Below are 25437 nucleotides of genomic sequence, written 5' to 3'. Positions count from 1 at the left end.
CCGGTTACAGCGCCGGCTCCTGTGTCTGCAGGGCCACCTGTTCGGTGCGCGCGGACATGCTGCTCGAGCTGACCGGCACTGCCGGGGTGCCAGCGGACGCAGCCGAGGCCGCAGGTCCGGCTGCCTCGGCCGTGGATGTGGCCGGCTTGGTGGCTGCGATCTGGACGGCCTGCTTGGGCTGCTCGATCTTGGCGGTCATCAGCGGCACGGCACGCAGGCCGGCGGCCATGCGCAGGCGCTGGTGCTCGGCCAGCACCTTGGCGGCATAGCCGCCGTCGGTGGGCAGGTTGGCCGCGCCCACGTAGTAGCGCAGGCCACCTTCGATGGAGCCGGCGCGCTCAATGCACTCCTTGAGCACGCGCACGCCCACGCGCAGATTGCTGACGGGGTCGAACGCGGCGTTCTGGCCGCCGAAGTTCTCGTACTTGTCGGTATGCACCGTGGTCATCACCTGCATCAGGCCCTGCGCGCCGACAGCACTTTGCGCGAACGGATTGAAGCTGGACTCGATGGCCATGATGGCCAGGATCAGCGTCGGGTCCAGGCGGTTGACCTTGCCCAGGTCGTAGGCCTCGCTGACCAGTGCCGCGATGGGCTCGGGCGCCACGCGGTACTTCTTGCTGAGCCAGAAGGCCACGGCCGCCTGATCCTTGGGCAGGTTCTTCGGGTTGGTCGCCGTCGCGCGGTCGCTGGCCGCGAGTTCGACGGGCGCACCCAGCTCGGCCATCTGGCGAGCGGTCAGCCAGGAGCGCAGCTGGCTCTCTCCGGCATCGCGCAGGTCGGGACGGGCGAACAAGGTAATGGCCAGGAAGGCCACAGCCAGGCCCAGAAGGGCGAAGCTGTTGTGGATGATGGCAAGAAAACCGTTGGCCACATCGATGGCGAACGTTCGCGCGGCGGCGAAAAATTTTCCTGACGCTGGCATAGCTTTTTCCTTTCTAGGGGCACCAACCCGAAACGGCCTTCGCCGAAGCGAAGGCCGGTGAGGCTGACACCCTGGATTGGGTGCTGCGGATCCGGGAGGCTGGCGCTTGGTGCACCATTGCGTTGTAGGCCTGCGGGATCTGCTCAGTCGTGAGGCAGCAGAAACAAAAAACGCTCTATTCGAGCGCTGGCGGATTCTAGGAGTTCACCAAATACACGGTCAACACTATGAAGTGCGTTTGTTAGATCGATGAATAATAACAAACCATGGATGCAAACACAGTTTCTGAGTGTTTGAGAGCAGGTTGCGTGCTACCGATGTGGGGCGCTTGCGGCGGTTGTACAGGGCTTCATGAAATTGCAATGAAATGCAAAAGCACTGGCAGGCCTGGCCTGCATCCTTCTATATTGGAGGCGACTGCTCCTGCAGTCGTCTCGCCAAGGTGGAAGACGGGTAAAAGTGGTGTTCGATGGTTCGGGCACAGTCGTTCAAGTCTTCTTCCGCGGCCTTCCTGGAAGCAATCTCTTGCTTCCGAGCAGCAAGGACCATCCTCTCCTTGACTGCGGAAAACGGCCAGGACTTGTGCCTGCCGTAAAGCCCGGAAGCCGGTTCAAGGCTTCCGGGCTTTGTCGTTCCAGGGTGACTGCAACGTCAAGAAATGTGCGGTGATGCGGGTTGAGGTCTTGCTGCCAGCCCAATTTCTGATGCAATGCAGCCACCGCTGCGTCCTCTGTCCAGGATGGCGCCGTACTAGTTATTAGAGCCCCATGCAACTTCTCTTCAAGCACCGCTGGCTGCGCAGGCTGGCCATCGCCTTTGCAGCGTTTCTTTTGCTGTGGCTGCTGCTGTGGGCGCTGGTGCCCGTTGTCGCCAAAAGCCAGCTGGAAAAGCAGGCATCGGCCAAGCTGGGTCGCCAGGTCCATGTGGGGGCAGTGGAGTTCCGGCCCTGGTCGCTGGAGCTGACCCTGCGTGATCTGCGCATTGCCAAAAGCCAGCAGGCGGGCGCAGGGCAGGCAGAACCCGCGCCGTCGTCGCCACAGCTGCAGGTCGACCGCATCTATGTGAATGCCAGTATCCAGTCCCTCTTCAGGCTGGCGCCTGTCCTGGATGCCATCGAGGTCGATGCGCCGGTGCTGCGCCTCACGCAGCAGAGCCTGGGGCACTTCGATGTGGATGATGTGCTGGCCCGGCTGGCCGAGCCCAGCGATACGCCGCCGGCCAAGCCCTTGGGCTTTGCGCTGTACAACATTGCGCTGCGCGACGGCCGCGTGCAATTGCAGGACGATGTCCAGCAGCGTGAGCACATGCTGGATCAGCTGCAGCTGAAGCTGCCGTTCATCAGCAATCTGGAGTCCAAGCGCGAGATCAAGGTGCTGCCGCACCTGTCCTTCGCGCTCAACGGCAGCCGCTTTGAATCCAGTGCCCAGAGCACGCCTTTCACCGACCAGCGCCAGACGGCCGTCGATCTGAGCTGGCAGGGCGTGGACCTGACGCCTTACCTGGGCTATGTGCCCGCCAATGCTCCCGTCAAGCCCCGCTCCGGCGTGCTGGATACCAATCTGCACATCTCCTTTGAGCAGGCCGAGCAGGCCGTGGTGCGGATCACCGGCGAGGTCAGCCTGTCCGGTGCCGAGTTGCTTGACCGCGATGAGGCGCCCCTGCTGCGTTTCGAGCGCCTGGCGGCCGTGCTCAAGAACGTTCAGCCCCTGCAGTCGGTGGTGGAGCTGGAGTCCGTGCAGTGGAACTCTCCAGAGATTTTCGCGGCCCGTGATGCGCAAGGCCGCATCAACTGGATGGCGATGGGCAGTCGCTCTGCCTCCGATTCCAGGCCGGCAGTGGAAAAGCCTGCCTCCGATGCGCCCCAGCCCTGGAGGGTGAGCCTGGACAGGCTGGCCGTTTCCGATGCCACGGTGCATTGGCGCGATGCGTCGCCCGGCGCAGGCCAGTCGGGTGCGGCGCTGCAGGCGCGCCAGCTGTCATTGGAAGTGCGCGATGTCCGCTGGCCGCTGCAGCAGCCTTTGCAATTTGATGCCGGCATGCAGGTGCAGTCTGCAGCGGCAGGAGAGGGTGCAAAACCTGCCGAACTGAGGCTGAGCGGCGCCATGACCGACAGGCAGGGGCAACTGGCCGTCTCCGCGCGGCAATTGCCTCTGCAACTGGCGGCGCCGTATCTGTCTGCCCATCTCAGGCCGGAGCTGACCGGCCTGCTGAGCACCGACGCCGGCCTGGGTTGGAGCGGCTCCGCCATGGTGGTGCAGGTGGCCGAGCTGGGCGTGGAGCAGTTGAGCCTCAAGGACAAGGCCGCGCCGGTCGACATCGCGCGCCTGCAGCTGGAGCAGGTACAGGTCAATCTGGCCAGCCAGCAGGTTTCCGTGGGGCGCCTGGCGCTGCAAAAGCCGCAGCTGGGCGTGTCGCGCGACGCCCAGGGCCGGTGGATGTATGAGCAATGGCTGCCACCCGCATCCTCGGCACCTGCGACGCCGGACCCCGCCAAGGACAAGCCCAGGCCCTGGGGTCTGAGGCTGCAGGCCGTGGAAGTGGACGGTGGCGCCGTTGCGCTGCGTGACGAAGCGCCCGTGCGCAACGCCGATTCGGCGCGCACCGTGTCCCTGGATCTGAGTTCGCTGCGCCTGCGCCTGGGCGCCATCGAGCCGCTGGCGGCCAAGTCCGCTCCCACGCCGCTGGAGCTGTCCGCCCAGGTCGGCTCGGGCCGGCGTGTCCAGGCAGGCTCGCTGAGCCTGCGCGGCGATCTGGGACTGGCGCCACTGTCGCTTCAGGGCAGGCTGCAGGCGCGCAGCCTGCCGCTGCACGCGCTGGAGCCCTACTTTGCCGACATGCTCAATGTGGAGCTGGTGCGCGCCGATGGCAATTTCCTGGGTCAGCTGCGCTTTGCCAGCCAGCCTGCCGGCCCCGAGCTGATGGTGCAGGGCGATGTCGAACTGGTGGATCTGCGCATGCGTTCCGCGCTGGCCTCGCCCGTGCAAGCCGGTGGTGAGGCTGCGGTGCAGGGCGCACCCAGCACGGCTGCAGGCGCCGTGGCAGCCGTGCTCAGCGAATCCACGGCCGACCGGGCCAAGGCTCGATCGGCTGCCTTGGGCCTGGGCCTGCGCGATGAACTCGTCGCCTGGAAAACCTTGGCCGTGCGTGGCCTGGACCTGCAGATGCAGCCCGCCCAGCCGCTGCGCCTGAGCGTGCGCGAGACGGCGCTCAGCGACTTCTTTGCACGCGTGATCGTGCAGCGCAATGGCCGCATCAATCTGCAGGACATCGTCAAGTCGGCCCAGTCTCAGCAGTCCCTGGAGCAAAACACCGCGCCGGCTGCGGATGGCGCGGCGGCTCCTGCCGAGCCGGTCCCGCCGAAGGCCGCTTCCGGGCCTGCACCGGTCATCAAGATCGGCCCCATCGTGCTGACGGGCGGCAAGGTGCAGTTCTCCGACTACTTCATCCAGCCCAACTACTCGGCTGACCTCAGCGAGCTGGCCGGCCGCCTGAGCGCCTTCTCGTCCGAACAGCCGGCCGGGGAGCAGGGGCCGCAACTGGCGGATGTGGAGCTGCGCGGCCGCGCCCAGGGCACGGCTTCGCTGGAGATCACCGGGCAGGTCAATCCGCTGGCCAAGCCGCTGGCCCTGGACATACGCGCCCAGATGCGCGACCTGGAACTGCCGCCGCTGTCGCCGTACTCCATCAAGTACGCGGGCCATGGCATCGAGCGCGGCAAGCTCAGCATGGATGTCAGCTACAAGATCGAGCCCGATGGCCAGCTCACGGCGCGCAACAAGCTGGTGCTGCACCAGCTCACCTTCGGCGAAGCCGTCGAAGGTGCGCCGGCCTCGCTGCCCGTGCGCCTGGCCGTGGCATTGCTGGCCGACCGCAACGGCGTCATCGACCTGGACCTGCCGGTCAGCGGCTCGCTCAACGACCCGCAATTCAGGTTGGCGCCAGTCATCTTCAAGATCATCGGCAACCTGATCATGAAGGCCGTCACCTCGCCGTTCTCGCTGCTGTCGGGCGCATTTGGCGGCAGCGGCGAGTCGGGCGTGGTGGCCTTTGCGCCGGGCCGATCCCAGATCGATGCCAAGGCCCGCGAAAGCCTGGACAAGGTGGTCGCCTCCCTCAAGGAGCGCCCGGCCCTCAGGCTTACCGTGATCGGCGAGGCGCGCGAGGCCCAGGACAAGGAGGCCTGGAAGCAGGCCGAACTCGACCGCCTGTTGCTGGCCCAGAAACGCCGCCAGGTGCTGCGCGAGGGCAAATCGGCAGAATCGGTGACCGAGTTGTCTGCTGCCGAAGTGCCGGCTTTGACCAAGGCGCTTTACAGCCGTGCCGACTTTGCCAAGCCGCGCAATGTCATCGGCATGGCCAAGGACTTGCCCACCGACCAGATGCGCAGCCTGCTGCTGGAGCAGATCACCGTGCCCGACGATGCCATGCGCGAGCTGGCGCTGGCGCGCGGCGTGGCCGTTCGCGACTATCTGGCGCAGCAGCAGTTGCCGCTCGAGCGCCTGTTTCTCGGGGCCCCGAAACTGGATTCCGACGACCAGGAATGGAGCCCGCGCGCCCAGCTCAGCCTGTCCGCACAGTAGCCCGGTTTTGGCTCCGCTTCAAATAACGGCGAGAATATGGTTTTCCCGGCCCGGCTAGCATGCCCGCATGCAGCCCGGCCGGCCGCGTCTGGCGGCCCGCGGCAGCCAGGCATTCAACGATTGATTCATGTCTTCTCTTTCCCCCCGCAGCACCATGTCCGATGCACCTGAAGTGAGCCCTGCTTCTGCCAAGAATCCTGAACAACACCCCTTGGATGTGCTCACGGGCGGTGCCTTCTCCGCCGAAACCTCGGGTGATCGCGCCTCGCGCATCCGCGACTGGCTGGCAACCCAGCCTTCGGTCGAGCAATTGCAGGACGTCCTCAAGGAGCTGAGCGCGCGCGACAAGAGCGCGGCCCGCGCCGTGCGTGAGCGTCTGGATGAAATCCGCCGCACCAAGGACCAGGAAAAGATCGCAGTGGAATGGGCTGAAAAGGCCCAGGCACTGCTGGTCGCATCGCCCTTCAATGCCGCCGACGCCATCGCCTGGCAGCGCGACGCCGCCAAGGCAGGCGCCCCGCTGTCGCGTGAGCCGCTGTCGCAGTACAAGGCCCAACTGGCCGAGCGCGTCAAGGCCATCGAGGAACTGCAGCATCGCGTGCAGGTCCAGCGCGAAGTGGCTGTCTTGCTGGCCCAGCGCATCGAAGTCCTGTCCACCAAGCCATGGCGCGACGCCCAGGCTGTGCTCGACAACCTGCGCGCCGACGTGGCCCGCTGGCAGGAGCAGGCCGGCGAGCTCACCGGCGATGCCAACTGGGCCAGCGTGGATGGACGCTTCCCGCCCCAGCTGGAAGCCGCCAGCGCACAGCTGATCCTTGTCTGGGATGCGTTCCAGTCTGCCCTTGCGCTGACCGAGGCCGCCGCAGCGGACGAAGCAGCCCCGCTGCCCACCGTGCCCGTGTGGGCCGATGAACTGCGTGTGGCGCGTGGCCTGCCTCCCGAGGCAGCGGCCGCCGAGCCGTCCAAGCCAGCGCCTGCCGGCCGCAGCGCAGCGCAGCCCAAGGCCAAGACGTCGCCTGAGCAGGTGGCTGCCGCCAGCGCTGCCCTGACCCAGGCGCTGGAACAGCTCCAGGCCGAGACGGCTGCTGGCGAAAGCAAGGCTGGCTCCGCTGCCGTGCAAGCCGTGCGTGCCGCCATCAAGGCCCATGGTCGTCTGGTGGACGACGCACTGGTCACCAAGGTGCACGAGGCCCTCTTGGCAGCAGGCGAAGCCGAAGGCTGGCCGCGCCAGAACGCAGACAAGCTGCGTGAGGAGCTGGTTGCCAAGGCGGAAGCTCTGCTGAACCGTCCTGAAGGCCAGGCGCTGGGCGGTCGCAAGATCCAGGAATCCCTGCGCAGCCTGCGTGAGCAGTGGAAGCTGGCCGACCAGGGCAGCGCGGCCAACCACGCTCTCTGGAAGAAGTTTGACGAAGCCTGCAACGCGGCCCACAAGGTGGTCGAGTCCTGGCACGACAAGCTGCGCACGGAAACCACCCAGTCCAAGGCACAGCGCCTGGCGCTGATCGAAGAGATCAAGGCCTGGGCAGCGCAGCAGGCCGCCAGCGAAGATCTCAAGGGTGCGGCCCGCGCATTGCGCCAGTTCGCTGAACGCTGGCGCGAGAGCGGTCATATCGGTGAAAAACTGTTTGCCGAGCTGCAGCCCCAGTTCAAGCAGGCCATGGCCCTGGCCGAGGCTCCGCTGCATGCTGCGCAAAAGGCCAGCCTGCAGCGCCGCCACGCCATGATCGACGAGGCCACGGCGCTGGGCGCCGCACCCAGCCTGCGCATCGATGCCGTCAAGGCACTGCAGCAGCGCTGGCAGGCCGAGGCACAGGCCGTGCCGCTGGATCGCAAGCACGAGCAAAAGCTGTGGGACGCCTTCCGCAAGCCCCTGGACGAGGCTTTCAACCGCAAGGGCAGCGAGCGTGGTTCCCGGGCCGCAGCCGTGCAGCTCAGCGACCATGACCGCCGCGTACTGGAGGCTTCGCAGGCCGTGGAAGCTGCCAACACATCGGGTGACGTGCAGCAAATCCGCGCTGCGGTGGAGGCTCTGGAGCAGGCGCTGCGCGGCCGTGCCGATGCCTCCGTCAACGCTGCCCAGCCGGAACAGGCGCCAGTGGCTGCGGCCGGCTCGGAAGAATCGCAAGCGAAGCCGGCGCCGGTGCGCCCCGTGGTTGCCGTGCGCGGGGATGATCGTCCCGGCATGAAGAAGGAAGAGGGTGGTGCGCGCGCTGCCCGTCCTGGCGACCGCCGCGACGGTGGCCGTGGCCGCGATGGAAGGGACGGACGCGACAACCGTGACAATGGCCGCTTTGGCCGCGAACCGCGTGAAGAGCGCGGTCCGCGCCTGGCCGATCCGGCCTTCCGTGCCCAGCGTGAAGCCATGGAGCATGCGCAGGACGCTCTGCGCAAGCTCGCGGCCCAGGCCCATGGCGAAGCGCTGACCCAGCTGATGGCGGCCTGGGAATCGCGTGACGCTACGCAGATTCCGGCGGCCCAGCAGCTCGGCGGTCGCGTGTCTGCGCAAGTGCGCAACGCCTGGTCGCAGGCACTGGCCCAGGCGCCCAAGGGTGATGCGGGTGAAGCCCTGCTGCGCCTTGAAATGGCTGCCGACGTGCCCACGCCTGCAGAGCATCTGAGCGCCCGCCGTGCCCTGCAGCTGCAACTGCTGACGCGCCGCAACGATCCGGCCCCGCAGGAAACCTGGGGCAGCGATGCCGCGCGGGTGCTGGCATCGGCACGCGATGACGCCACCGCACGCCGCCTGCAGAACGTGCTCAAGCAACTGCTGCGCAAGTGACGGGGTGGGGTTGAGACCCTCATCGTCAAGAAAGGGAGCCGTCGGCTCCCTTTTTTTTGACCCTGCCGATACCTGATGGTGCTTGGGATGGAGGCATCCGTGTACGCACCCAAGCAAAAAGGCCGTTGCATTTGCAACGGCCTTTTCATGTTTGGTGCCCAGGAGAGGACTCGAACCTCCACGGAGTTACCCGCTAGTACCTGAAACTAGTGCGTCTACCAATTCCGCCACCTGGGCATTTCAGAGTACGCAAATTATATAGCGCGAAAGCGACGTGCCGGGCCGGCTTGCAAAGATTTTCGTGAACTTTTTGCGGTGTGAAGCGCGGGCCCGTCGACTATCGGGATCGACAAAGAAAAAGGCCGTTGCATGTGCAACGGCCTTTTCATGTTTGGTGCCCAGGAGAGGACTCGAACCTCCACGGAGTTACCCGCTAGTACCTGAAACTAGTGCGTCTACCAATTCCGCCACCTGGGCATTTCAGAGTACGCAAATTATATAGCGCGAAAGCGATGTGCCGGGCAGGTTTGCAAAGATTTTCGTGAAATTTTTCTGGCGAGAGGCGCGTGACGTCGCTTTTCGGAAACGGCAAAGAAAAAGGCCGTTGCATGTGCAACGGCCTTTTCATGTTTGGTGCCCAGGAGAGGACTCGAACCTCCACGGAGTTACCCGCTAGTACCTGAAACTAGTGCGTCTACCAATTCCGCCACCTGGGCTTGCTGAAGCTGAAATTCTACTGCATTTTTTTGCAGCGAAGTCCTGATCTTCGATTTTTTCTTGAGACTGTGATCGGCCAAGTCATGAAGCCAGGGAGCCACCTTCTTGTGAAGATAGTTCCTCAGTTCACCGCAACCTCTGCAGGTTGTCGTTAAACTTGGTGCCCAGGAGAGGACTCGAACCTCCACGGAGTTACCCGCTAGTACCTGAAACTAGTGCGTCTACCAATTCCGCCACCTGGGCATCTCAGGAGGGTAGGGACAGTTCATTACTGAACCATCCCCCCCTAAGAACCGGACTTGCGACTTTCACCGCATCCGGCTCAAGCACAACACTGTCCGTATTGTGCGAAGACTCAGATTGTACCCTAAGTTTTCGCCTTCTTCGGACTCGAAGCCCCATGTGGGGCCGGTTTCGCTACCGTCAGACCCAAGGCGTGCAGTCTGATGTGGCAGACCGGGTGCAGTAGCACCCGGTTGTAGAGAGCATCCGACCCGCCATCCACTTTGCGAACAATGTGGTGGTCGTGCCATCCGCTCTCGTAGTCCAAGGGCTGTGCGCAAAGTGCACACTGCCCCGCCTGGGACACATACAGCATAGTTGTTTCGGCCCTGTACGCGATGCTTCGCAGCATGCGCTTCGTCCTCAATTTTTCGCCGTACGCTTCCCACGATGGATCGAAGGGGTTGTAGTCCGCCTTGATCTTCTCGTGCCTCACGATCTCTGTATCCGCGAGCTTCAACAGCTTTTTCGTGAATGGACCTTCTGCCGTCTTGACGGTTGCAGCGAACTCATTCCTCTCGTTGATGCGCTGCCAGTAACGGTTCGCACACCACTTCGGGGACTTGTTTGGATGGCGCCGTCTCGCCCAGCGGACAAGCCGCCAGTAGATCAAGTTGTCCATCTTGTTGAAGGTTTCTTTTGCCACCACCGGATGGTGGTACTGCGCCCAGCCCCGAAGGATAGGGTTCAGTTTGGCGATGAGATCCTCCTGCTTCACCATCGCATGTGTCTTTACGATCTCCCTGACCTTGCTGTAGAGCGCTTGCGCGTTCTTCTTGCTTGGTTTGATGAGTAGTTTTCCCGCGTACTTGCGGAAATTCCACCCCAGAAAGTTGAAGCCGTCATCAATGTGGGCGACCCTTGTCTTCTCCGGCGACAGTTGCAACCCTCGTTGTGCGAGGAATGCTTCGATCCACGGCCTGACTTCTGTCTCCAGCAACTCCTTGGAGTCGCCGGTGATGACGAAATCGTCTGCGTACCGGATTACATTGACTTTCAGCTTCAAGGCGCGAGACCTGAACCGCGCTTTGAGGTGCGCGGCCAAGCCGGATTCGAGCCCGTTCAGACACATGTTCGCCAAGGTTGGCGAAATGATGCCGCCTTGCGGCGTTCCTTCGTCAGTCGGCGAGAAGTGACCCTGGTGGATCACCCCGGCTTTCAGCCACTTGCGCAGGATTGCCTTGTCCGTGGGGACGTGGCGCACCAGCCAGTCGTGATTGATGTGGTCGAAACAGCCTCGGATGTCCGCCTCCAGCACCCATGGGGCCGAAGCCTTTTTGGATGTGCAGACGAATATCTGGCCCATGGCATCGGCCGTGGAGCGATTTCTCCTGAACCCATAGGAGTTCGGGTCGCTCGTGCTTTCCGCCACGGGCTCTAGTCCTAGCAGGTGAAGTGCCTGCATGGCCCGGTCGAACATGGTTGGAATGCCCAGGGGGCGCTCCTTCCCGTTCGATTTTGGGATGTAGACCCGCCGCAAGGGCAGGGGCCTATACCCTCGTTGCTGTTTCAACAAACCGATTGCCGCCCATTTCAGGAGCGGAGTGTCCCAAAGTTGGCGATCGACCCCTGCCGTTCGCTTGCCTTGGTTTTCGGTCACCCGCCTTACCGCCAGAGCTCTGGCGGAGTGCGAGTGGATCAAGGATCGTTGGAGGGCTTTCACCCGCCGCCAATCCTGTTCTTGCGTCGCCTTCGCGATCTTTTGCTGCATCGTTCGCACAAACCTTTCAACTCGCTGCCAGTCAATGGCGTGCCAGTTGGCGGGTTCGCGTGAGGATGCAGGCTCGCTGTTGCCAGCAAGTTTTCTCATGCTTTCCTCTTTGAGTTAGACCCATCGAGGACGCACTTCTCCCCCGAAGGGGAATTGAGCATCCCTTCGGGGTCGATTGAACTTAGACAGCCGTCTCGCGACGGTTGCACCAAGTGGAAGTTTGCACGCTTTCGCGTTGGGGCAAAGTTGGAACCCCTATGCCACCCGTTACAGGCAGCCGTTCGCTTTTTCCACCATCCCATACCCCCTCATCCAACAGGTTGCCTTGCGGCTTCCCTGCCTGCGTGCCGAAGCACGCAGGCGGGTGGTGGGGCTTACCACGTTCCCTGATCTACCGATCTTGGCGGTTTGCGCCGCTTCGATCTCTCCATTTAGGACCCATCTTTCCTGGGGCTGCATTTTGACGACGTATTCCCACTTTCCACAGGAATAGCCAGCAGCGCACCTTTTGGTTACGGCCTATCAGCAGATTTGGCCGTTCAATCTTCACCCAGGTTCTGACGATGGTTCACTTATGTTGCCCATATGGAACTAGCCTAGCTCCCTTGGCCGCCTTTCTGCTGGCAGCTTCCAGTTACACCCTCGCGGGCGTAGCTGCTACCGAAGTAGGGGTTCATTGTTGAGTGGGCTTCACACAGGGTCATTGCTGTCCCTGCATGCCACTCTAGGCTACTCGCGGTCGCACGCGAGGTCACAGCGGTCCGTTGCCGGATGTATGACAAGGCAGATCAGAGCAGGACGCTCTGAATAGTTTACTCAGAAACGAGCTGCGCACGCGGCAGACAAAGCTCCGCTTGTGGCGTGCTCGTCGGCTATGTGCGCGAGCGCCACAAACGGCATCTCTGCCGCTTTCAATACAAAGTCACTCGATAGAGTGACCTTGATGAGATAGCTCGGTTGCCCGTCTATCTTCTATTAAAGCCCGTCCTTGCGGATCAAGCTGTGGGATGATCGGGGTGAGCCGAGCATCTGTTTTATGCCCGCCGAAGCGGGTGAGTAAATTGCTAATATTTAACGAGGCAGCTACCTCATTCAGAACGACACGTTACGTGTCGCACGGAAAGATTTAGATTGTATACCAAGAAAATGAACCCTCACGCAAAAAGTGCCGACGCGAACGACGAAATCGGGGGCAGTGTGCAGGGGCACCGCGACGGACATGGCTTCGTCATCCGTGATGACGGCGAAGGCGACATCTTCCTTCCTCCCAATGAAATGCGTGCGGTGCTGCACAAGGACCGTGTCAAGGTTCGCATCGTGCGGCAGGACCGCCGCGGCAGGCCTGAAGGCCGCGTGGTCGAGATCATCGAGCGGCCTGCGCACAACATCATTGGCCGCTTCTTGCAGGAAAGCGGCGTGTATCTGGTCGCTCCCGAAGACAAGCGCTATGGCCAGGACATCCTGATCCCTGCCAACGCGACGGGTTCGGCCAAGATCGGGCAGGTGGTCGTGGTGGAGTTGACCGAGGCGCCTGCACTGTTCGGCCAGCCCGTGGGGCGCATCATTGAAGTGCTCGGTGAGGTCGACGATCCCGGCATGGAGATCGAGATTGCGGTGCGCAAGTACGGCGTGCCCCATGTGTTTTCCGATGCCTGCCTGGCACAGGCCAAGGCCCTGCCGGACAGGGTGCGGCCTGCCGATCGCAAGAATCGCATCGATCTGACCGATGTGCCCCTGGTCACCATCGATGGCGAGGATGCGCGCGACTTCGACGATGCCGTCTACTGCGAGCCTGCCAAGGTCGGGCGCGGCAAGGGCTGGCGCCTGCTGGTGGCGATTGCCGATGTGAGTCACTACGTGACCACGGGCAGTGCCATCGATATCGATGCCTATGACCGTGCCACCAGCGTCTATTTCCCGCGCCGTGTGATCCCCATGCTGCCCGAGAAGCTCAGCAATGGCCTGTGCTCGCTCAATCCCGATGTGGATCGCCTGTGCATGGTCTGCGACATGCTGATCACTGCAAAGGGCGATATCCATGCCTATCAGTTCTACCCCGCGGTGATGCACAGCCATGCGCGCTTCACCTATAACGAGGTGGCTGCCATCCTGGCCAATACGCGTGGCCCGGAGGCTGCCAAGCGCTCCGATCGCGTGGGCGACTTGCTGAATCTGCATGGGGTGTACCAGGCGCTGCTCAAGTCGCGCGAAGCACGCGGCGCCGTGGACTTCGAGACCACGGAGACGCAGATCGTCTGTGACGAGAACGGCCGCATCGAGAAGATCGTGCCGCGCACGCGCAACGAGGCGCACAAGCTGATCGAGGAGGCCATGCTGGCCGCCAACGTCTGCAGCGCGGACTTCATCGAGCACAGCGGCCGCGTTGGCCTGTTCCGCGTGCACGACAAGCCCTCGCTGGAGAAGCAGGACATCCTGCGCAACTACCTCAAGGCCATGGGAGTGGGTATGGCGCTTGGCGAGAATCCGGCCACGTCCGAATTCCAGGCCATTGCCAATGCCACCAAGGACCGGCCTGATGCCCAGCAGATCCACACCATGCTGCTGCGCTCGATGATGCAGGCCTTCTACACGCCTGAAAATTCGGGCCACTTCGGGCTGGCCTTCGATGCCTATACGCACTTCACCAGTCCGATTCGCCGCTATCCCGACTTGCTCGTGCACCGCGTGATCAAGGCCGAGCTTGAAGGCACGCACTATCGCCTGCCCGAGCTGCCCACGCCTGGAGAGGCCGAAGCCAAGCTGGCCAAGCGTCTGGCCTCGCGTGTCAGTGCACCCGGCCAGAAGCCGCGCAAGCGCGCGCCCGCCGCCGAGGTCCAGGCCTGGGAGGCTGCAGGCCTGCACTGCAGCGCGAACGAGCGCCGCGCCGATGAGGCCAGCCGAGATGTCGAGGCCTGGCTCAAGTGCAAGTACATGCGTGAGCATCTGGGGGAGGAGTTCGCAGGCGTGGTCTCTGCGGTCACCACCTTCGGCATCTTCGTCACGCTCGATGCCATGTATGTGGAGGGTCTGGTCCACATCACCGAGCTGGGGGGGGACTACTTCCGCTTTGATGAGGCGCGCCAGGAACTGCGGGGCGAGCGCTCGGGCATTCGCTACGGCATAGGTACGCGGCTGCGCGTTCAGGTCAGCCGTGTGGACCTGGATGGCCGGCGCATCGATTTCCGCCTGGTGCGCGACGGCGAAGAGCAGCCGGCTTCGGGTCGTTCCGGCAGGGTGCCGGCGCGCACGGAAGCCCATCAGGGCGAAAAATGGGGGCGCCGCGACGCCAAGGAAAAGCGTGCGCAGCGTAACTCCGGCGGTGTCGGCGGAGCCCGGTCTGAATCCGACGGCGCGGTGTCTTCCGGCAAGCAGGGGCGCAAGGCGTCCAAGAAGGCCATGGTCAAGGGCGTGAACCTGGCCGCGCTGGAGGCTGAATATGCGAGTGCCCAGTCCCGCCCGGCCGCGCCAGTGCGTCAAAGCGACGTGAGTGAGCCGGCCGTGGTGCCGGGTTCGTCCGCACCTGCGGCACGCGCTTCCCGCAGGGGCAGGGCGGCTGAAGCGCGCCAGTCTGTCGCCGTCGATGCTGACCACGGTCTGCCGCAGTTGCCGCCGCCATCGCCGGTGCAGGCGCTGCGCGCCTTGGGTAAGAAGGCCTTGGGGGCCGTCAAGTCCAAGGTGGCAGGCAAGACATCCAAGCCCCGGCGCAAGCCCTGAGGGCGTCTATTGGCCCAGCCGCTGGGCCAGCGCGCTGGCGCTGAACGGCATTTGCGCGGGCCATTGGTCTGCCGCATGGCCGTGGCGCCAGGCCGCCAGTGTTGCGGCCTGCGCGGGGTCCAGCCCTTGCGCCCATAGCGCGGCAATCAGCCCGGCGAGAACATCTCCGGTTCCTCCGGTGGACAGCCGGGCGTTGCCTGTGGGGTTGATCCAGCAGGGCGGCGATGCATTGCCGTCGCCCTGCGGTCCGGCGATCACGGTGCCCGAGCCCTTCAGCAACGCAGTGCAGTTGAATTGGAGCGCCAGTTGCCTGGCTGCTGAAAGTCGCTGGGCCTGGACCTGGGCAGTGCTCATTTTCAGCAGGCGGGCGGCCTCCAGCGGGTGCGGTGTCAGCACCGTGTGCTGGCTGCGTCGGCTGCGTTCTTTCAGAAGCAGGGCCAGCGACTCATCTTCGGCAACCGCGTTCAGTGCGTCTGCGTCCAGTACCAGCCTGGGCGCCTGATCCAGAATTTGGGGCAGCCAGGCGCGCACCGCCATGCCGCCGCCACATCCGCACACGACGGTGGCGCGGCGCCAGTCTTGTGCTTCGGGGCTGCGCAACATGATTTCGGGCCAGGGGGAGATGGCCTGGTCTGACCCGTGCGAGGCATCGAGCAGTGCCAGCATCACGCGTCCCGCCCCGCCGTGCAAGGCTGCCAGTGCGGCCAGCCAGGCGGCGCCGGTCATGGACAGGCCGCGGTGTTCCAGCCCCTCTCCGCCCAGAATGGCCACGTCGCCAAAGCTCCCCTTATGGCTGGCATGCGGACGCGGGGCGCGGGCTTCCGGGGAGAAAAGTTGTGCGCACGGTGAGATGGCGAAGGGTGGCGCGCTGCTTGCCAGTCCTGTGTCCAGATCGTCCCACCATATCTGGCCGCAGGCGTCGCGGCCGCTTCCTGTGAACAGGCCGGGTTGCAGTGTCAGCAGAGCCAGCGTATGCCGTGCGCTGACCGGGAGGTTCATGGGCTCGAATCCAGGCAGGTATTGCCCGGTGTCGGCATCCAGGCCGGATGCGATGTCCACGCAAAGGACGGGGCTGATGCCGGACTGCAGGCTGCGCAGCAGCGGCAGCAATCGGTCATCTTTTCGGGTGGGTGGGCTTGCCGTGTCGGGTCGGCGCAGGCCGATGCCGAGCAAGGCATCAATGCACAGATCCTGAGGCCCCATGTCGGAGGGCATGTGGGCGATCCATTGCACGCCGGCCTTGTGGGCTGCATCCCATGCGGCACGCGCGTCGGCGGGCATGCGGTCGCGTTCGTGCACGCAGCTGACCAGGATGCGGCAATTGCGGGATCGTGCCGGCATCGTGTTCAGGTGCTGTTGAAGCCAGGCGGCTGCCTGCAGGCCGTCTCCGCCGTTGTTCCCAGGGCCGCAGGCGATCCAGATGCGGTTGGCGTGAGGGGCGATGGCGCGTGCCAGGCGTGCCAGCCCCATGCCTGCGCGCTGCATGAGGCAGTGTTCGGGCAGTCGGGCCGCGGCCTGCTGTTCCAGGGTGCGTGTGGCCACCGTATCGAACAGTGGCAATGCGGTGGATGTGGGAATGCGCAGCATGGCCTGAGCATAGCCGCCAGCCGCAGGGCGGGGTGTCCGCAGCGGTCAGCCGAAGCGGCGCGGATCCAGCAATGCGCTGTCCAGGAAACTGGTGCGGTTGTCCATCAGGTCGCTCAGCATGCTGGCGCAGCCTTGGGCAATAGCGGCACCACAACTGCCATGGCCCAGGTTGAGCCAGATGCCGGGCAAACCGCTGGCGCCCAGCAAAGGCAGTCCATCGGCTGTGCACATGCGTGTGCCATGCCAGATCTGAACGCCCGAGGTCAGCACGGCGCTGCCGGGAAAGACCATGTTGAGTCGGTGGTACATGCGCTGCAGCGTGGCCTCGTGCATGGGGCCGTGGCTGCCCAGTTCAGCGCCGGCCACGACCCGCATGCGCTGGCCAAGGCGCACCAGGGTCATCTGCTCGCTCCAGTCGACGATGGCGTGGCGGGGCGCGTAGCCTTGTTCGCGCAGCGGAGCACTGATGCCATAGCCGCGCAGGGCGATCATGGGCAGGCGCAGGCTCAGCGGCGCGAGCAGGTTTGCGGCCTCGGCGCCAGCGCAGACGACGATGGCATCGTGCGACCGGGGCGTGTCTTCGCCTTGCAGCTGCAGGCGAGCGGTGCGCCCGGCGCCGCCGGGCTGCAGTCGCTGCACCAGGCGTTGCGTCTCGAATCGTGCTCCTGCGGACTGTGCGGCCTGCCTTTGCATCAGCGTGGCCAGGCGGCCGTTGGCGGCGCCAGCCTGCGGGAAATACAAGGAGCCTGCGAGTGCGGTCTCCTCGCCCAGCGCGGGCTCACGCAGGCGGGTCTGGGCGGCATCCAGTGCCTCGCAGCGCGTGCCGGCCTCGGCCAGCGCTGCCAGTGCAGGTTTCAGTTGCTCATGGTCGGCCTCGCTGCCCAGCAGCACCAGGCTGCCGGAGACATATTCCGGGTCCAGCTCCCACTGCCGCCACAGCGATTGCTGGAACTGCTGGCTGCGCTGGGTGAGTGTCTCCAGTGCCGCCATCGTGGCTGTGGGTTCGCCGGCTTTGCGCAGGCGCCGCCCAGCCTGGCGCCATTGCCATAGCCAGCGCAGCTGGGCTGCGAGGTTTCCGGAGCCGGGGCGTGGCAAAGCCTGCCGGCCGGGAAGCGTGGGTGAGCGTTCTGTGGTGGAGAGACCGGGGACGCTCCACGGTTGGAGCAGGCTGGGGCCCAGCCAGCCGGCATGTCCGAAGCTGGCTTCCTCGGCCACCGTGCCATGGCGCTCGTAGACGGTGACCTCGTGCCCGACCTGGGCCAGTGCGTGGGCTGTCGCAACGCCAATGCTGCCGGCGCCCACAATCGCGATGTTCATTTTGGGGTGGAATCTGCTGAAGTGCCTGAATTATCAAGCGGATGTAGCTATCACTACAGGAGTGTGTGGCCGATGCGGCAACCGTGGCTATGCGGGGTGTGAGCGCGCGTTGGGTGCGAAGCCTCAGTCTTGGGATTGCGTATGCTAGAATCTTGCGGCTTTGCTAGGGGTTCACCCTGATTTTCTTCGGAATTGCCGGAGATCAGGTGATGGCTTTGGGGTGCGAGGTGTTCGTCATGAATGCCTGCCCATGCTTGCAACCCCCGTTGCAAAGTCAATCGCAAACCAGTCCCTTCAAGGTGTTGCTTCCTGTATCCAGGGGCAATTGTCGGGCTGGATTTTAGACCTAACCTTTGAGGTATTCATATGTCCGTCACTATGCGCGATATGCTGGAAGCAGGCGTCCACTTCGGTCACCAGACCCGTTTCTGGAACCCCAAGATGGCCCCCTTCATCTTCGGCCACCGCAACAAGATCCACATCATCAACCTGGAAAAGTCACTGCCGATGTTCCAGGACGCCCAGAAGTTCGTGAAGCAGCTGGCTTCCAACGGCGGCACCATCCTGATGGTCGGCACCAAGCGCCAGGCCCGCGAGCTGGTGGCTGCCGAAGCCCAGCGCGCTGGCGTTCCTTTCGTTGACCAGCGCTGGCTGGGCGGCATGCTGACCAACTTCAAGACCGTCAAGACGTCCATCAAGCGTCTGAAGGAAATGAAGGCTCAGCAGGAAGCCGGTCTGGAAGCCATGAGCAAGAAGGAACAGCTGATGTTCGTTCGCGAACTGGAAAAGCTGGAAAAGGACATCGGCGGCATTCAGGACATGAACAGCCTGCCCGACGCCATCTTCGTGATCGACGTGGGCTTCCACAAGATTGCCGTGGCCGAAGCCAAGAAGCTGGGCATCCCCCTGGTCGGCGTGGTTGACTCCAACCACAATCCCGAAGGCATCGACTATGTCATCCCCGGTAACGACGACTCTGCCAAGGCCGTGCAACTGTACGCCCAAGGCATCGCCGACGCGATCCTGGAAGGCCGCGCTGCTGCACTGACCGACGTGGTCAAGGCCGCATCCGGCGAGAGCGGTGACGAGTTCGTGGAAGTGGAAGAATCCGCTGCCTGATTGAGCTTGTCCGGCTGAGCGACCTCGTCGCCGAATAAAAAGCGGGGCTCAGGGTAGCCCCGTTTTTTTAAGCCGAAATCCTGTAACGAATCGAACTGACATTGGAGAAATACGATGGCTGCAATTACCGCAAGCATGGTGGCTGAACTGCGCGCAAAGACTGACGCGCCCATGATGGAGTGCAAGAAGGCCCTGACCGAAGCCGAAGGCGACCTGGTCAAGGCGGAAGAGCTGCTGCGCGTCAAGCTCGGCACCAAGGCTGGCAAGGCTGCCTCGCGCGTGACCGCCGAAGGCGTGATCGCCGCCTTCATCAATGGCAACCAGGGTGCCATGATCGAAGTCAACAGCGAAACCGACTTCGTGTCCAAGAACGACAGCTTCATCGCGATGGCCAACGCCGCCGCCAAGCTGGTCGCCGAGCAAAACCCCGCCGACGTGGCCGCGCTGAGCGCACTGGCCTATGAGCAGGACGGCTTCGGCCCCACGCTGGAAGACGTGCGCAAGGGCCTGATCGGCAAGATCGGCGAAAACATGTCCTTCCGCCGCTTCAAGCGCTTCGAAGGCTCCAGCCTGGCTTCCTACCTGCACGGCTCGCGCATCGGCGTGGTCGTCGAGTTCGACGGCGATGCCACGGCTGCCAAGGATGTCGCCATGCACGTGGCCGCCATGAAGCCCGTGTCCGTGACCAGCGCCGACGTGCCCGCCGAGCTGATCGAGAAGGAGCGTACCGTTGCTGCCGCCAAGGCTGCCGAGTCCGGCAAGCCTGCCGACATCGTCGCCAAGATGGTCGAAGGCTCGGTGCAGAAGTACCTGAAGGAAGTCTCGCTGGCCGACCAGGTCTTCGTGAAGGCTGCCGACGGCAAGCAGACCGTGGCCCAGATGCTCAAGGCCGCCAACACCAACGTCAAGGGCTTCACCCTGTACGTGGTCGGCGAAGGCATTGAAAAGAAGGTCGACGACTTCGCTGCCGAAGTGGCTGCCCAGGTGGCTGCCGCCAAGGCCGGCGCCTGATCCTTCCAGGCGCCCGAACCGTTCCCTTCACCATCCATCATCATCCACCACTTCGGAGAAACACCATGACCCACGCCACACCGGCCCACAAGCGCATCCTGCTCAAGCTGTCCGGTGAGGCACTCATGGGGGATGACTCGTTCGGCATCAACCGTGCGACCATCGAGCGCATGGTTTCCGAAATTGCCGAGGTCACCAAGGTTGGTGTCCAGGTGGCGGTGGTGATCGGTGGGGGGAACATCTTTCGCGGCGTGGCTGGCGGCTCGGTCGGCATGGACCGTGCCACCGCCGACTACATGGGCATGCTGGCCACGGTCATGAATGCCCTGGCCCTGGCCGATGCCATGGACAAGCAGGGGCTGACAGCCCGCGTGATGTCGGCCATTGCCATCGAGCAGGTCGTGGAGCCCTATGTGCGCCCCAAGGCCTTGCAGTACCTCGAGGAGGGCAAGGTGGTGGTGTTCGCTGCCGGCACCGGCAACCCGTTCTTCACGACCGACACGGCCGCCGCGCTGCGTGGCGCTGAAATCGGCGCCGAGGTGGTGCTCAAGGCCACCAAGGTCGACGGTGTCTACACCGACGACCCGATGAAGAACCCCGACGCGACCCGCTACCACAAGCTGGCTTTCGACGAGGCCATCTCGCGCAACCTGGGCATCATGGACGCCACCGCCTTTGCGCTGTGCCGCGATCAGAAGCTGCCGATCCGGGTGTTCTCCATCGTCAAGCCCGGCGCGCTCAAGCGCGTGGTCATGGGCGAGGACGAGGGCACGCTGGTGTACGCTTGAGCGTTTTGATACCGCGTTACACAGCTCTTCAAGGAACAAGAACATGACGATTGCAGACATCAAGAAGACCACCGAGTCCAAGATGGGCCAGTCCATCGAAGCGCTCAAGAACAATCTTGCGCGCGTGCGCACCGGTCGTGCCAATCCATCGCTGCTGGACTCCATCCATGTGGAGTACTACGGCTCCATGGTGCCGCTGTCCCAGGTGGCCAACGTCACCCTGCTTGACGCGCGCACCATCAGCGTCCAGCCCTGGGAAAAGAGCATGTCGGCCAAGGTGGAGAAGGCCATCCGCGAAAGCGATCTGGGCCTGAACCCCGCCTCGCTGGGCGACCTGATCCGCGTGCCCATGCCTCCCATGAGCGAGGAGCGCCGCAAGGAAATGACCAAGCTGGCGCGCAATGAAGGCGAAGCTTCCAAGGTCGCCGTGCGCAACCTGCGCCGCGATGCCAACGAAGCCGTCAAGAAGCTGGTCAAGGACAAGGAAGCCTCGGAAGACGATCAAAAGCGTTGCGAAGCCGATGTCCAGAAGATGACCGACAAGCACATCGCCGAGATCGATACGCTGGTGGCGGCCAAGGAACAAGACATCATGGCGGTCTGAGGCTTCTGGCCTCATTTGCCTCAGGGTCCGTACCTTTGACCAAACAAGACTCCGGCGCGGTGCCGCGCCATATTGCCGTCATCATGGATGGCAATGGACGCTGGGCCAATCGCCGCTTTCTGCCGCGACTGGCCGGCCACAAGCAGGGCGTGGAATCACTGCGCCGCTGCGCCCGCGCCTGCGTCCAGCGCGGCGTGCAGGTCCTGACCGTCTTCGCTTTCTCTTCCGAGAACTGGAACCGTCCCGAAGAGGAGGTTTCCGGTCTCATGGGCCTGCTGGCCAATGCGCTTGCCAAGGAAGTGCAGCAACTGAGCCGCGACGGCGTGCGCCTGCATTTCATCGGTGACCGCAGCGGCCTGGGTGATAAAGTGTGCGCGGGCCTTGCGCAGGCCGAGACCGTCACTGCGCACAACAATCGCCTGGTTCTCAACGTCTGCTTCAACTACGGCGGACGCTGGGACATTGCACAGGCAGCTGCCCGGCTGGCAGAGAAGGGCGAGCCCATCACCCCGCAGAGCCTGGACCGCGCGCTCGCACTGGCCCATGTGCCCGACCCGGATCTGCTGATCCGTACCGGCGGGGAAATGCGCATCAGCAACTTCCTGCTGTGGCAGGCTGCGTATTCCGAGCTTTTCTTCAGTGACAGCTTGTGGCCTGATTTCGATGAGGCCTGCCTGGACGAGGCCATCGCGGCTTTCGCTTCACGCGAGCGGCGCTTCGGCCAGACTTCCGCGCAAGTACAACAATCACAACCGACGTCGTCCCATCCGCAGACGTCCTGAACAAGGGGGAGCCATGCTCAAGCAGCGAGTCATCACCGCCCTGATCCTGCTGGCCATCCTGTTGCCTGCGCTGTTCTATCCCACGGGTATTCCGTTCGCCGTGGTCGTGCTCGTGCTCATGGCGGCAGGTGCCTGGGAATGGGGACGTCTCAACGGCTTTGGCACCGCGGGCGCCATCGGCATAGGCGCCATCTGCACGGCGATGTGCCTGGGCGCCTGGGCTGCCGGCTGGCTGGAGCGTCCGCTGTCAGCGCTCTGGATTGTTGCCGGTGCTGCCTGGGTGCTGGGTGGCGGGGCGCTGCTGCGTGCCGGCGTGGCTGGCTGGCCTCGCATTGCAGCGCCTGTGCGCCTGGTCGGCGGAGTGCTGGCCTTGTGGCTGGCCTGGGTCGCCGTGGTGCAGGCGCGCATGATGGGCATCAACTTCCTGCTGTCGGTGCTGGTGCTGGTCTGGGTGGCCGACGTGTTCGCGTATTTCGCAGGACGGACCCTGGGCCTGAAATTCACCAAATCCAAGCTGGCTCCCACGATCAGTCCCGGCAAGAGCTGGGAAGGCGTATGGGGCGGCATGGCAGGCGTTGTGGTGCTGGCCTTGGTCTGGGTCTGGGCTGACCGCCACTACGCGGTGGCCGTGCCCAGTTTCTATTCATTGCTGCTGGCGCGCGGGGCCTGGTTCCTGCTGCTGGCGGTTGTTTTCATGGCCGCGATGAGCGTGGTCGGCGACCTGGTCGAATCCCTGGTCAAGCGCAGCGTCGGCGTCAAGGACAGCAGTGGCCTGCTGCCCGGTCATGGCGGCGTCCTCGACCGCGTCGATGCCCTGCTGCCGACCCTGCCGCTGGCCCTGATGCTTTCCTCTTTCGCGCATTCATGAAGCAGAAAATCACCGTCCTGGGCTCCACAGGCTCCATCGGTACCAATACGCTGGATGTGGTGGCGCGCCACCGCGATCACTACGAAGTCTTTGCGCTCAGCGCGGCCACGCAGGTGGACCTGATGCTGCGCCAGTGTGCCGAATTCAAGCCCCGCTACGCCGTCATGGCCAGCGCGCCGCATGCAAGGCTGCTGGCTGAGCAGCTGCGCAGCAATGGATTGGCCACCGAAGTGCTGCAGTCGCCTGACGCGCTGGAGCAGATCGCCTCGCATCCTGAAGCCGATGCCGTCATGGCGGCCATCGTCGGTGCGGCGGGCCTGGCGCCTTGCCTGGCCGCCGCACGCGCCGGCAAGCGCTTGCTGCTGGCCAACAAGGAGGCGCTGGTGGTTGGCGGCGCCCTGTTCATGGACACCGTCAAGCGCCACGGCGCAACGCTGCTGCCCATAGACAGTGAGCACTCGGCCATCTTCCAGTGCCTGCCCGAAGACCGCACCAGCTGGCCCGATCGCGTGGACAGTCTGCTGCTCACAGCCTCGGGCGGGCCTTTTCGCCTGCGCGATCCGTCCACCCTGTCCGGGATCACGCCGGAGCAGGCCTGCGCGCACCCGAATTTCTCCATGGGGCGCAAGATCTCCGTGGACTCGGCCACCATGATGAACAAGGCGCTGGAGGTGATCGAGGCCCGCTGGCTGTTCGACATGGCGCCTGACAAGATCAAGGTCGTCATCCATCCGCAGCAGATCGTGCACTCCATGGTGCAGTTCAAGGATGCTTCGGTGCTCGCGCAACTGGGTACGCCCGACATGCGCGTGCCCATCGCCTGCGGCCTGGCCTGGCCCCGCCGCATCGCCAGCGGTGCGGCACCCCTGGATTTCGCCAAGCTGTCGGCCCTGACCTTCGAGGAGGCGGATGCCGTGCGCTTTCCGGGCCTGCACCTTTCCTGGCAGGCGCTGCACGCCAGCGAGGGAACCACGGCGGTTCTCAACGCTTCCAACGAAGTCGCCGTTGCCGCCTTCTTGGAGCGGCGCCTGGCATTTGACCGTATCCACGCTGTGAATTTGCGCACGCTCGAGACCTTGCTGCCGCCTACACTGGGCAGCCTGGAAGACCTGCTGGCCCTGGACGCGCAGGCGCGCGAAATCGCGCAGACCGTGGCGCGGCAGTGGCAGCTGTGATGCCGGCTTCGCAGGTCAGGATGGTTTTCTTGATGGGCCTGCGGCGGAATCCAGAGGCGCATTGGATTCAAAGGAGTATCAATTGTTGCTGACCGTTGTCGCATTCGTGGTCGCACTGGGCTTGCTGATTGCCGTGCATGAGTGGGGCCACTACCGCGTCGCCGTGGCTTGCGGCGTGAAGGTGCTTCGCTTTTCCGTCGGATTCGGCCGCCCCATCCTGCGATGGAAGCGCAAGGGTTCGGACACGGAATTTGTCATCGGTGCACTGCCCCTTGGCGGCTATGTGCGCATGCTCGATGAGCGTGAGGGCGAGGTGCCTGCCGACCAGCGCCATCTGGCATTCAACACCCAGCCGCTGCGTGCGCGTGCAGCCATCGTGGCCGCAGGTCCCGTGGCCAATCTCGTGCTGGCCATTGCGCTGCTGGCCATCGTCAATTGGGTCGGCATGCAGGAGCCCGTTGCACGGCTGGCAACACCGCCAGCAGGCACGGTGCTGCAGATGGCGGGTGTTCAAGGCGGCGATCGCGTGCTGCGCATGGCTTTGGGTGACCAGGAATGGGAAGAGGTCCGCTCCATCAATGATCTGCGCTGGACGCTGACCCGTGCAGCGCTCGATGACGAGTCCGTGCGCATGGAGGTGCTCCAGGCCCGCCGCACCGCCCCGTCCGAGCTGCGGCTCGCGCTGGCTGGTCAGGTTCAGGGCGAGCCCGATGCCGCCTTCTTCGAGCGCCTGGGCTTGCTTGGTCCCTGGACGCAGCCCGTGCTGGACAAGGTGATTGCCGGTGGTGCCGCCGAGAAGGCGGGCCTGCGCCCGGGCGATCTGGTTTTGCGCGTGGGTGGCACCTCGGTGGACGATGGCACGCAGCTGCGCAATCTCATCCGCAAGATGGGCGCATCGGGCCAGGTCCGGCAGCAGATCTGGCTGGTGGAGCGCGAGGGGCGGCAGTTGCAGATCCCGGTGCTGCCCGACCTGGGCCGATCGGAAGACGGCAAGGAAAGCATCGCCCGCATCGGCGCCTACATCGGCAGCGCCCCGGAAATGGCGCTGGTGCAGCGCGGTCCGCTGGAGGGCCTGTGGGCCGGCGTGCAGCGCACCTGGGAGCTGTCGTCGTTGACACTGCGCATGATGGGCCGCATGGTGATCGGCGAGGCCTCGCTCAAGAACATCAGCGGGCCCCTGACCATTGCCGACTACGCGGGGCGTTCGGCCAGCATGGGCCTGGTCCAATATCTCTCGTTCCTGGCGCTGATCAGCATCAGCCTGGGGGTTCTCAACTTGCTCCCCCTGCCGGTGCTCGATGGTGGGCACCTGATGTATTATCTTTGGGAGGGCGTGACTGGCCGAAGCGTGTCGGAAGTCTGGGCCGGACGCTTGCAGCGTGCAGGCGTGGCGGTTTTGATGATGATGATGTCCGTCGCCTTTTTCAACGATATCAACCGGCTTTGGGGCTAACTTTTCAGCCGTTTTCGGCAAGCCG

The 25437-nt window shown here is 64.0% G+C and carries 15 protein-coding genes and 4 tRNA genes; 11 read left to right on the top strand and 8 right to left on the bottom strand.

What is annotated here, in order from left to right; genetic code table 11:
- Positions 1–4: 4 nt before the first annotated feature.
- Positions 5–925, bottom strand: a complete 921-nt coding sequence (locus ACN20X_RS23240; RefSeq protein WP_016447496.1) for a lytic transglycosylase domain-containing protein — start codon at positions 923–925, stop codon at positions 5–7.
- A 767-nt stretch (positions 926–1692) separates the two neighbouring features.
- Between ACN20X_RS23240 and ACN20X_RS23235 the strand changes: the two genes are divergently transcribed.
- Together ACN20X_RS23235 and ACN20X_RS23230 are read left to right on the top strand one after the other, a co-directional pair.
- Complete coding sequence (locus ACN20X_RS23235; RefSeq protein WP_016451333.1) at positions 1693–5505, top strand: DUF748 domain-containing protein; 3813 nt, start codon at positions 1693–1695, stop codon at positions 5503–5505.
- A gap of 154 nt (positions 5506–5659) precedes the next feature.
- Positions 5660–8284: a DUF349 domain-containing protein gene (locus ACN20X_RS23230; protein WP_043792014.1), complete on the top strand. Its 2625-nt coding sequence runs from the start codon at positions 5660–5662 to the stop codon at positions 8282–8284.
- A 152-nt stretch (positions 8285–8436) separates the two neighbouring features.
- On the opposite strand, the gene ACN20X_RS23225 is transcribed toward ACN20X_RS23230, so the two are convergent.
- From ACN20X_RS23225 to ltrA, 5 genes are all read right to left on the bottom strand, one after another.
- Positions 8437–8521: transfer RNA gene (locus ACN20X_RS23225), tRNA-Leu, on the bottom strand.
- A gap of 155 nt (positions 8522–8676) precedes the next feature.
- Positions 8677–8761, bottom strand: a tRNA-Leu gene (locus ACN20X_RS23220).
- Positions 8762–8915: 154 nt separating this feature from the next.
- Positions 8916–9000: transfer RNA gene (locus ACN20X_RS23215), tRNA-Leu, on the bottom strand.
- A gap of 159 nt (positions 9001–9159) precedes the next feature.
- Positions 9160–9244 (bottom strand) — tRNA-Leu (locus ACN20X_RS23210).
- A gap of 124 nt (positions 9245–9368) precedes the next feature.
- Entirely contained in the window at positions 9369–11093 is a 1725-nt protein-coding gene (gene ltrA / locus ACN20X_RS23205; protein WP_108499507.1) for a group II intron reverse transcriptase/maturase, read from the bottom strand.
- A gap of 1047 nt (positions 11094–12140) precedes the next feature.
- Here ltrA and rnr point away from each other — a divergent pair.
- Positions 12141–14708, top strand: coding sequence for a ribonuclease R (gene rnr / locus ACN20X_RS23200; RefSeq protein WP_016451334.1), 2568 nt, complete (start codon positions 12141–12143; stop codon positions 14706–14708).
- Between the two features lie 6 nt (positions 14709–14714).
- Here the strand turns inward: rnr and ACN20X_RS23195 are convergent, their stop codons facing one another.
- Complete coding sequence (locus tag ACN20X_RS23195) at positions 14715–16295, bottom strand: NAD(P)H-hydrate dehydratase (RefSeq protein WP_473209948.1); 1581 nt, start codon at positions 16293–16295, stop codon at positions 14715–14717.
- A gap of 45 nt (positions 16296–16340) precedes the next feature.
- Positions 16341–17612, bottom strand: a complete 1272-nt coding sequence (locus ACN20X_RS23190) for an FAD-dependent oxidoreductase (protein WP_016447491.1) — start codon at positions 17610–17612, stop codon at positions 16341–16343.
- A 366-nt stretch (positions 17613–17978) separates the two neighbouring features.
- On the opposite strand from ACN20X_RS23190, the gene rpsB reads away from it, so the two are divergent.
- The 8 genes from rpsB to rseP all read left to right on the top strand — a co-directional run bounded on the left by rpsB (position 17979) and on the right by rseP (position 25412).
- A complete protein-coding gene (gene rpsB / locus ACN20X_RS23185; RefSeq protein ID WP_016447490.1) occupies positions 17979–18731 on the top strand; it encodes a 30S ribosomal protein S2 in 753 nt (250 codons plus the stop codon).
- 114 nt (positions 18732–18845) lie between these two features.
- Positions 18846–19742 carry a translation elongation factor Ts gene (gene tsf / locus ACN20X_RS23180; protein ID WP_016447489.1) on the top strand — a complete coding sequence of 299 codons (897 nt, stop codon included), beginning with the start codon at positions 18846–18848 and terminating at the stop codon, positions 19740–19742.
- Positions 19743–19807: 65 nt separating this feature from the next.
- The gene (gene pyrH, locus ACN20X_RS23175) at positions 19808–20530 is read left to right on the top strand and encodes a UMP kinase (RefSeq protein WP_016447488.1); all 723 of its coding nucleotides are present in this window, start codon (positions 19808–19810) and stop codon (positions 20528–20530) included.
- Positions 20531–20573: 43 nt separating this feature from the next.
- Positions 20574–21134 (top strand): ribosome recycling factor, encoded by a 561-nt coding sequence (gene frr / locus ACN20X_RS23170; RefSeq protein WP_016447487.1) that lies wholly within the window; start codon positions 20574–20576, stop codon positions 21132–21134.
- Positions 21135–21169: 35 nt separating this feature from the next.
- Positions 21170–21916, top strand: a complete 747-nt coding sequence (uppS, locus tag ACN20X_RS23165) for a polyprenyl diphosphate synthase (protein WP_016447486.1) — start codon at positions 21170–21172, stop codon at positions 21914–21916.
- Positions 21917–21929: 13 nt separating this feature from the next.
- Complete coding sequence (locus ACN20X_RS23160; protein WP_016447485.1) at positions 21930–22784, top strand: phosphatidate cytidylyltransferase; 855 nt, start codon at positions 21930–21932, stop codon at positions 22782–22784.
- On the top strand, positions 22781–23959 hold the full coding sequence (gene ispC / locus ACN20X_RS23155) for a 1-deoxy-D-xylulose-5-phosphate reductoisomerase (RefSeq protein WP_016447484.1): 1179 nt from the start codon (positions 22781–22783) through the stop codon (positions 23957–23959). Before ACN20X_RS23160 ends, ispC begins: the two co-directional genes overlap by 4 nt.
- A gap of 82 nt (positions 23960–24041) precedes the next feature.
- Complete coding sequence (gene rseP / locus ACN20X_RS23150; RefSeq protein ID WP_034347698.1) at positions 24042–25412, top strand: RIP metalloprotease RseP; 1371 nt, start codon at positions 24042–24044, stop codon at positions 25410–25412.
- The last annotated feature ends 25 nt before the right edge of the window (positions 25413–25437 follow it).

Source organism: Delftia sp. PX-1 (assembly GCF_055797465.1).
Note: the sequence above shows the minus strand (reverse complement) of the source record. Positions and strands in the feature narration are given on the sequence as shown.

Bases quoted from the DNA above. Each gene is read 5' to 3' on its own strand.
- tsf (WP_016447489.1), top strand. From the start codon at position 18,846: ATGGCTGCAATTACCGCAAGCATGGTGGCTGAACTGCGCGCAAAGACT.
- ACN20X_RS23195 (WP_473209948.1), bottom strand. From the start codon at position 16,295: ATGCTGCGCATTCCCACATCCACCGCATTGCCACTGTTCGATACGGTG.
- ACN20X_RS23160 (WP_016447485.1), top strand. From the start codon at position 21,930: ATGCTCAAGCAGCGAGTCATCACCGCCCTGATCCTGCTGGCCATCCTG.
- rnr (WP_016451334.1), top strand. From the start codon at position 12,141: ATGAACCCTCACGCAAAAAGTGCCGACGCGAACGACGAAATCGGGGGC.
- ACN20X_RS23190 (WP_016447491.1), bottom strand. From the start codon at position 17,612: ATGAACATCGCGATTGTGGGCGCCGGCAGCATTGGCGTTGCGACAGCC.
- pyrH (WP_016447488.1), top strand. From the start codon at position 19,808: ATGACCCACGCCACACCGGCCCACAAGCGCATCCTGCTCAAGCTGTCC.
- ltrA (WP_108499507.1), bottom strand. From the start codon at position 11,093: ATGAGAAAACTTGCTGGCAACAGCGAGCCTGCATCCTCACGCGAACCC.
- frr (WP_016447487.1), top strand. From the start codon at position 20,574: ATGACGATTGCAGACATCAAGAAGACCACCGAGTCCAAGATGGGCCAG.
- ACN20X_RS23230 (WP_043792014.1), top strand. From the start codon at position 5,660: ATGTCCGATGCACCTGAAGTGAGCCCTGCTTCTGCCAAGAATCCTGAA.
- ACN20X_RS23240 (WP_016447496.1), bottom strand. From the start codon at position 925: ATGCCAGCGTCAGGAAAATTTTTCGCCGCCGCGCGAACGTTCGCCATC.
- ACN20X_RS23235 (WP_016451333.1), top strand. From the start codon at position 1,693: ATGCAACTTCTCTTCAAGCACCGCTGGCTGCGCAGGCTGGCCATCGCC.
- ispC (WP_016447484.1), top strand. From the start codon at position 22,781: ATGAAGCAGAAAATCACCGTCCTGGGCTCCACAGGCTCCATCGGTACC.
- rpsB (WP_016447490.1), top strand. From the start codon at position 17,979: ATGTCCGTCACTATGCGCGATATGCTGGAAGCAGGCGTCCACTTCGGT.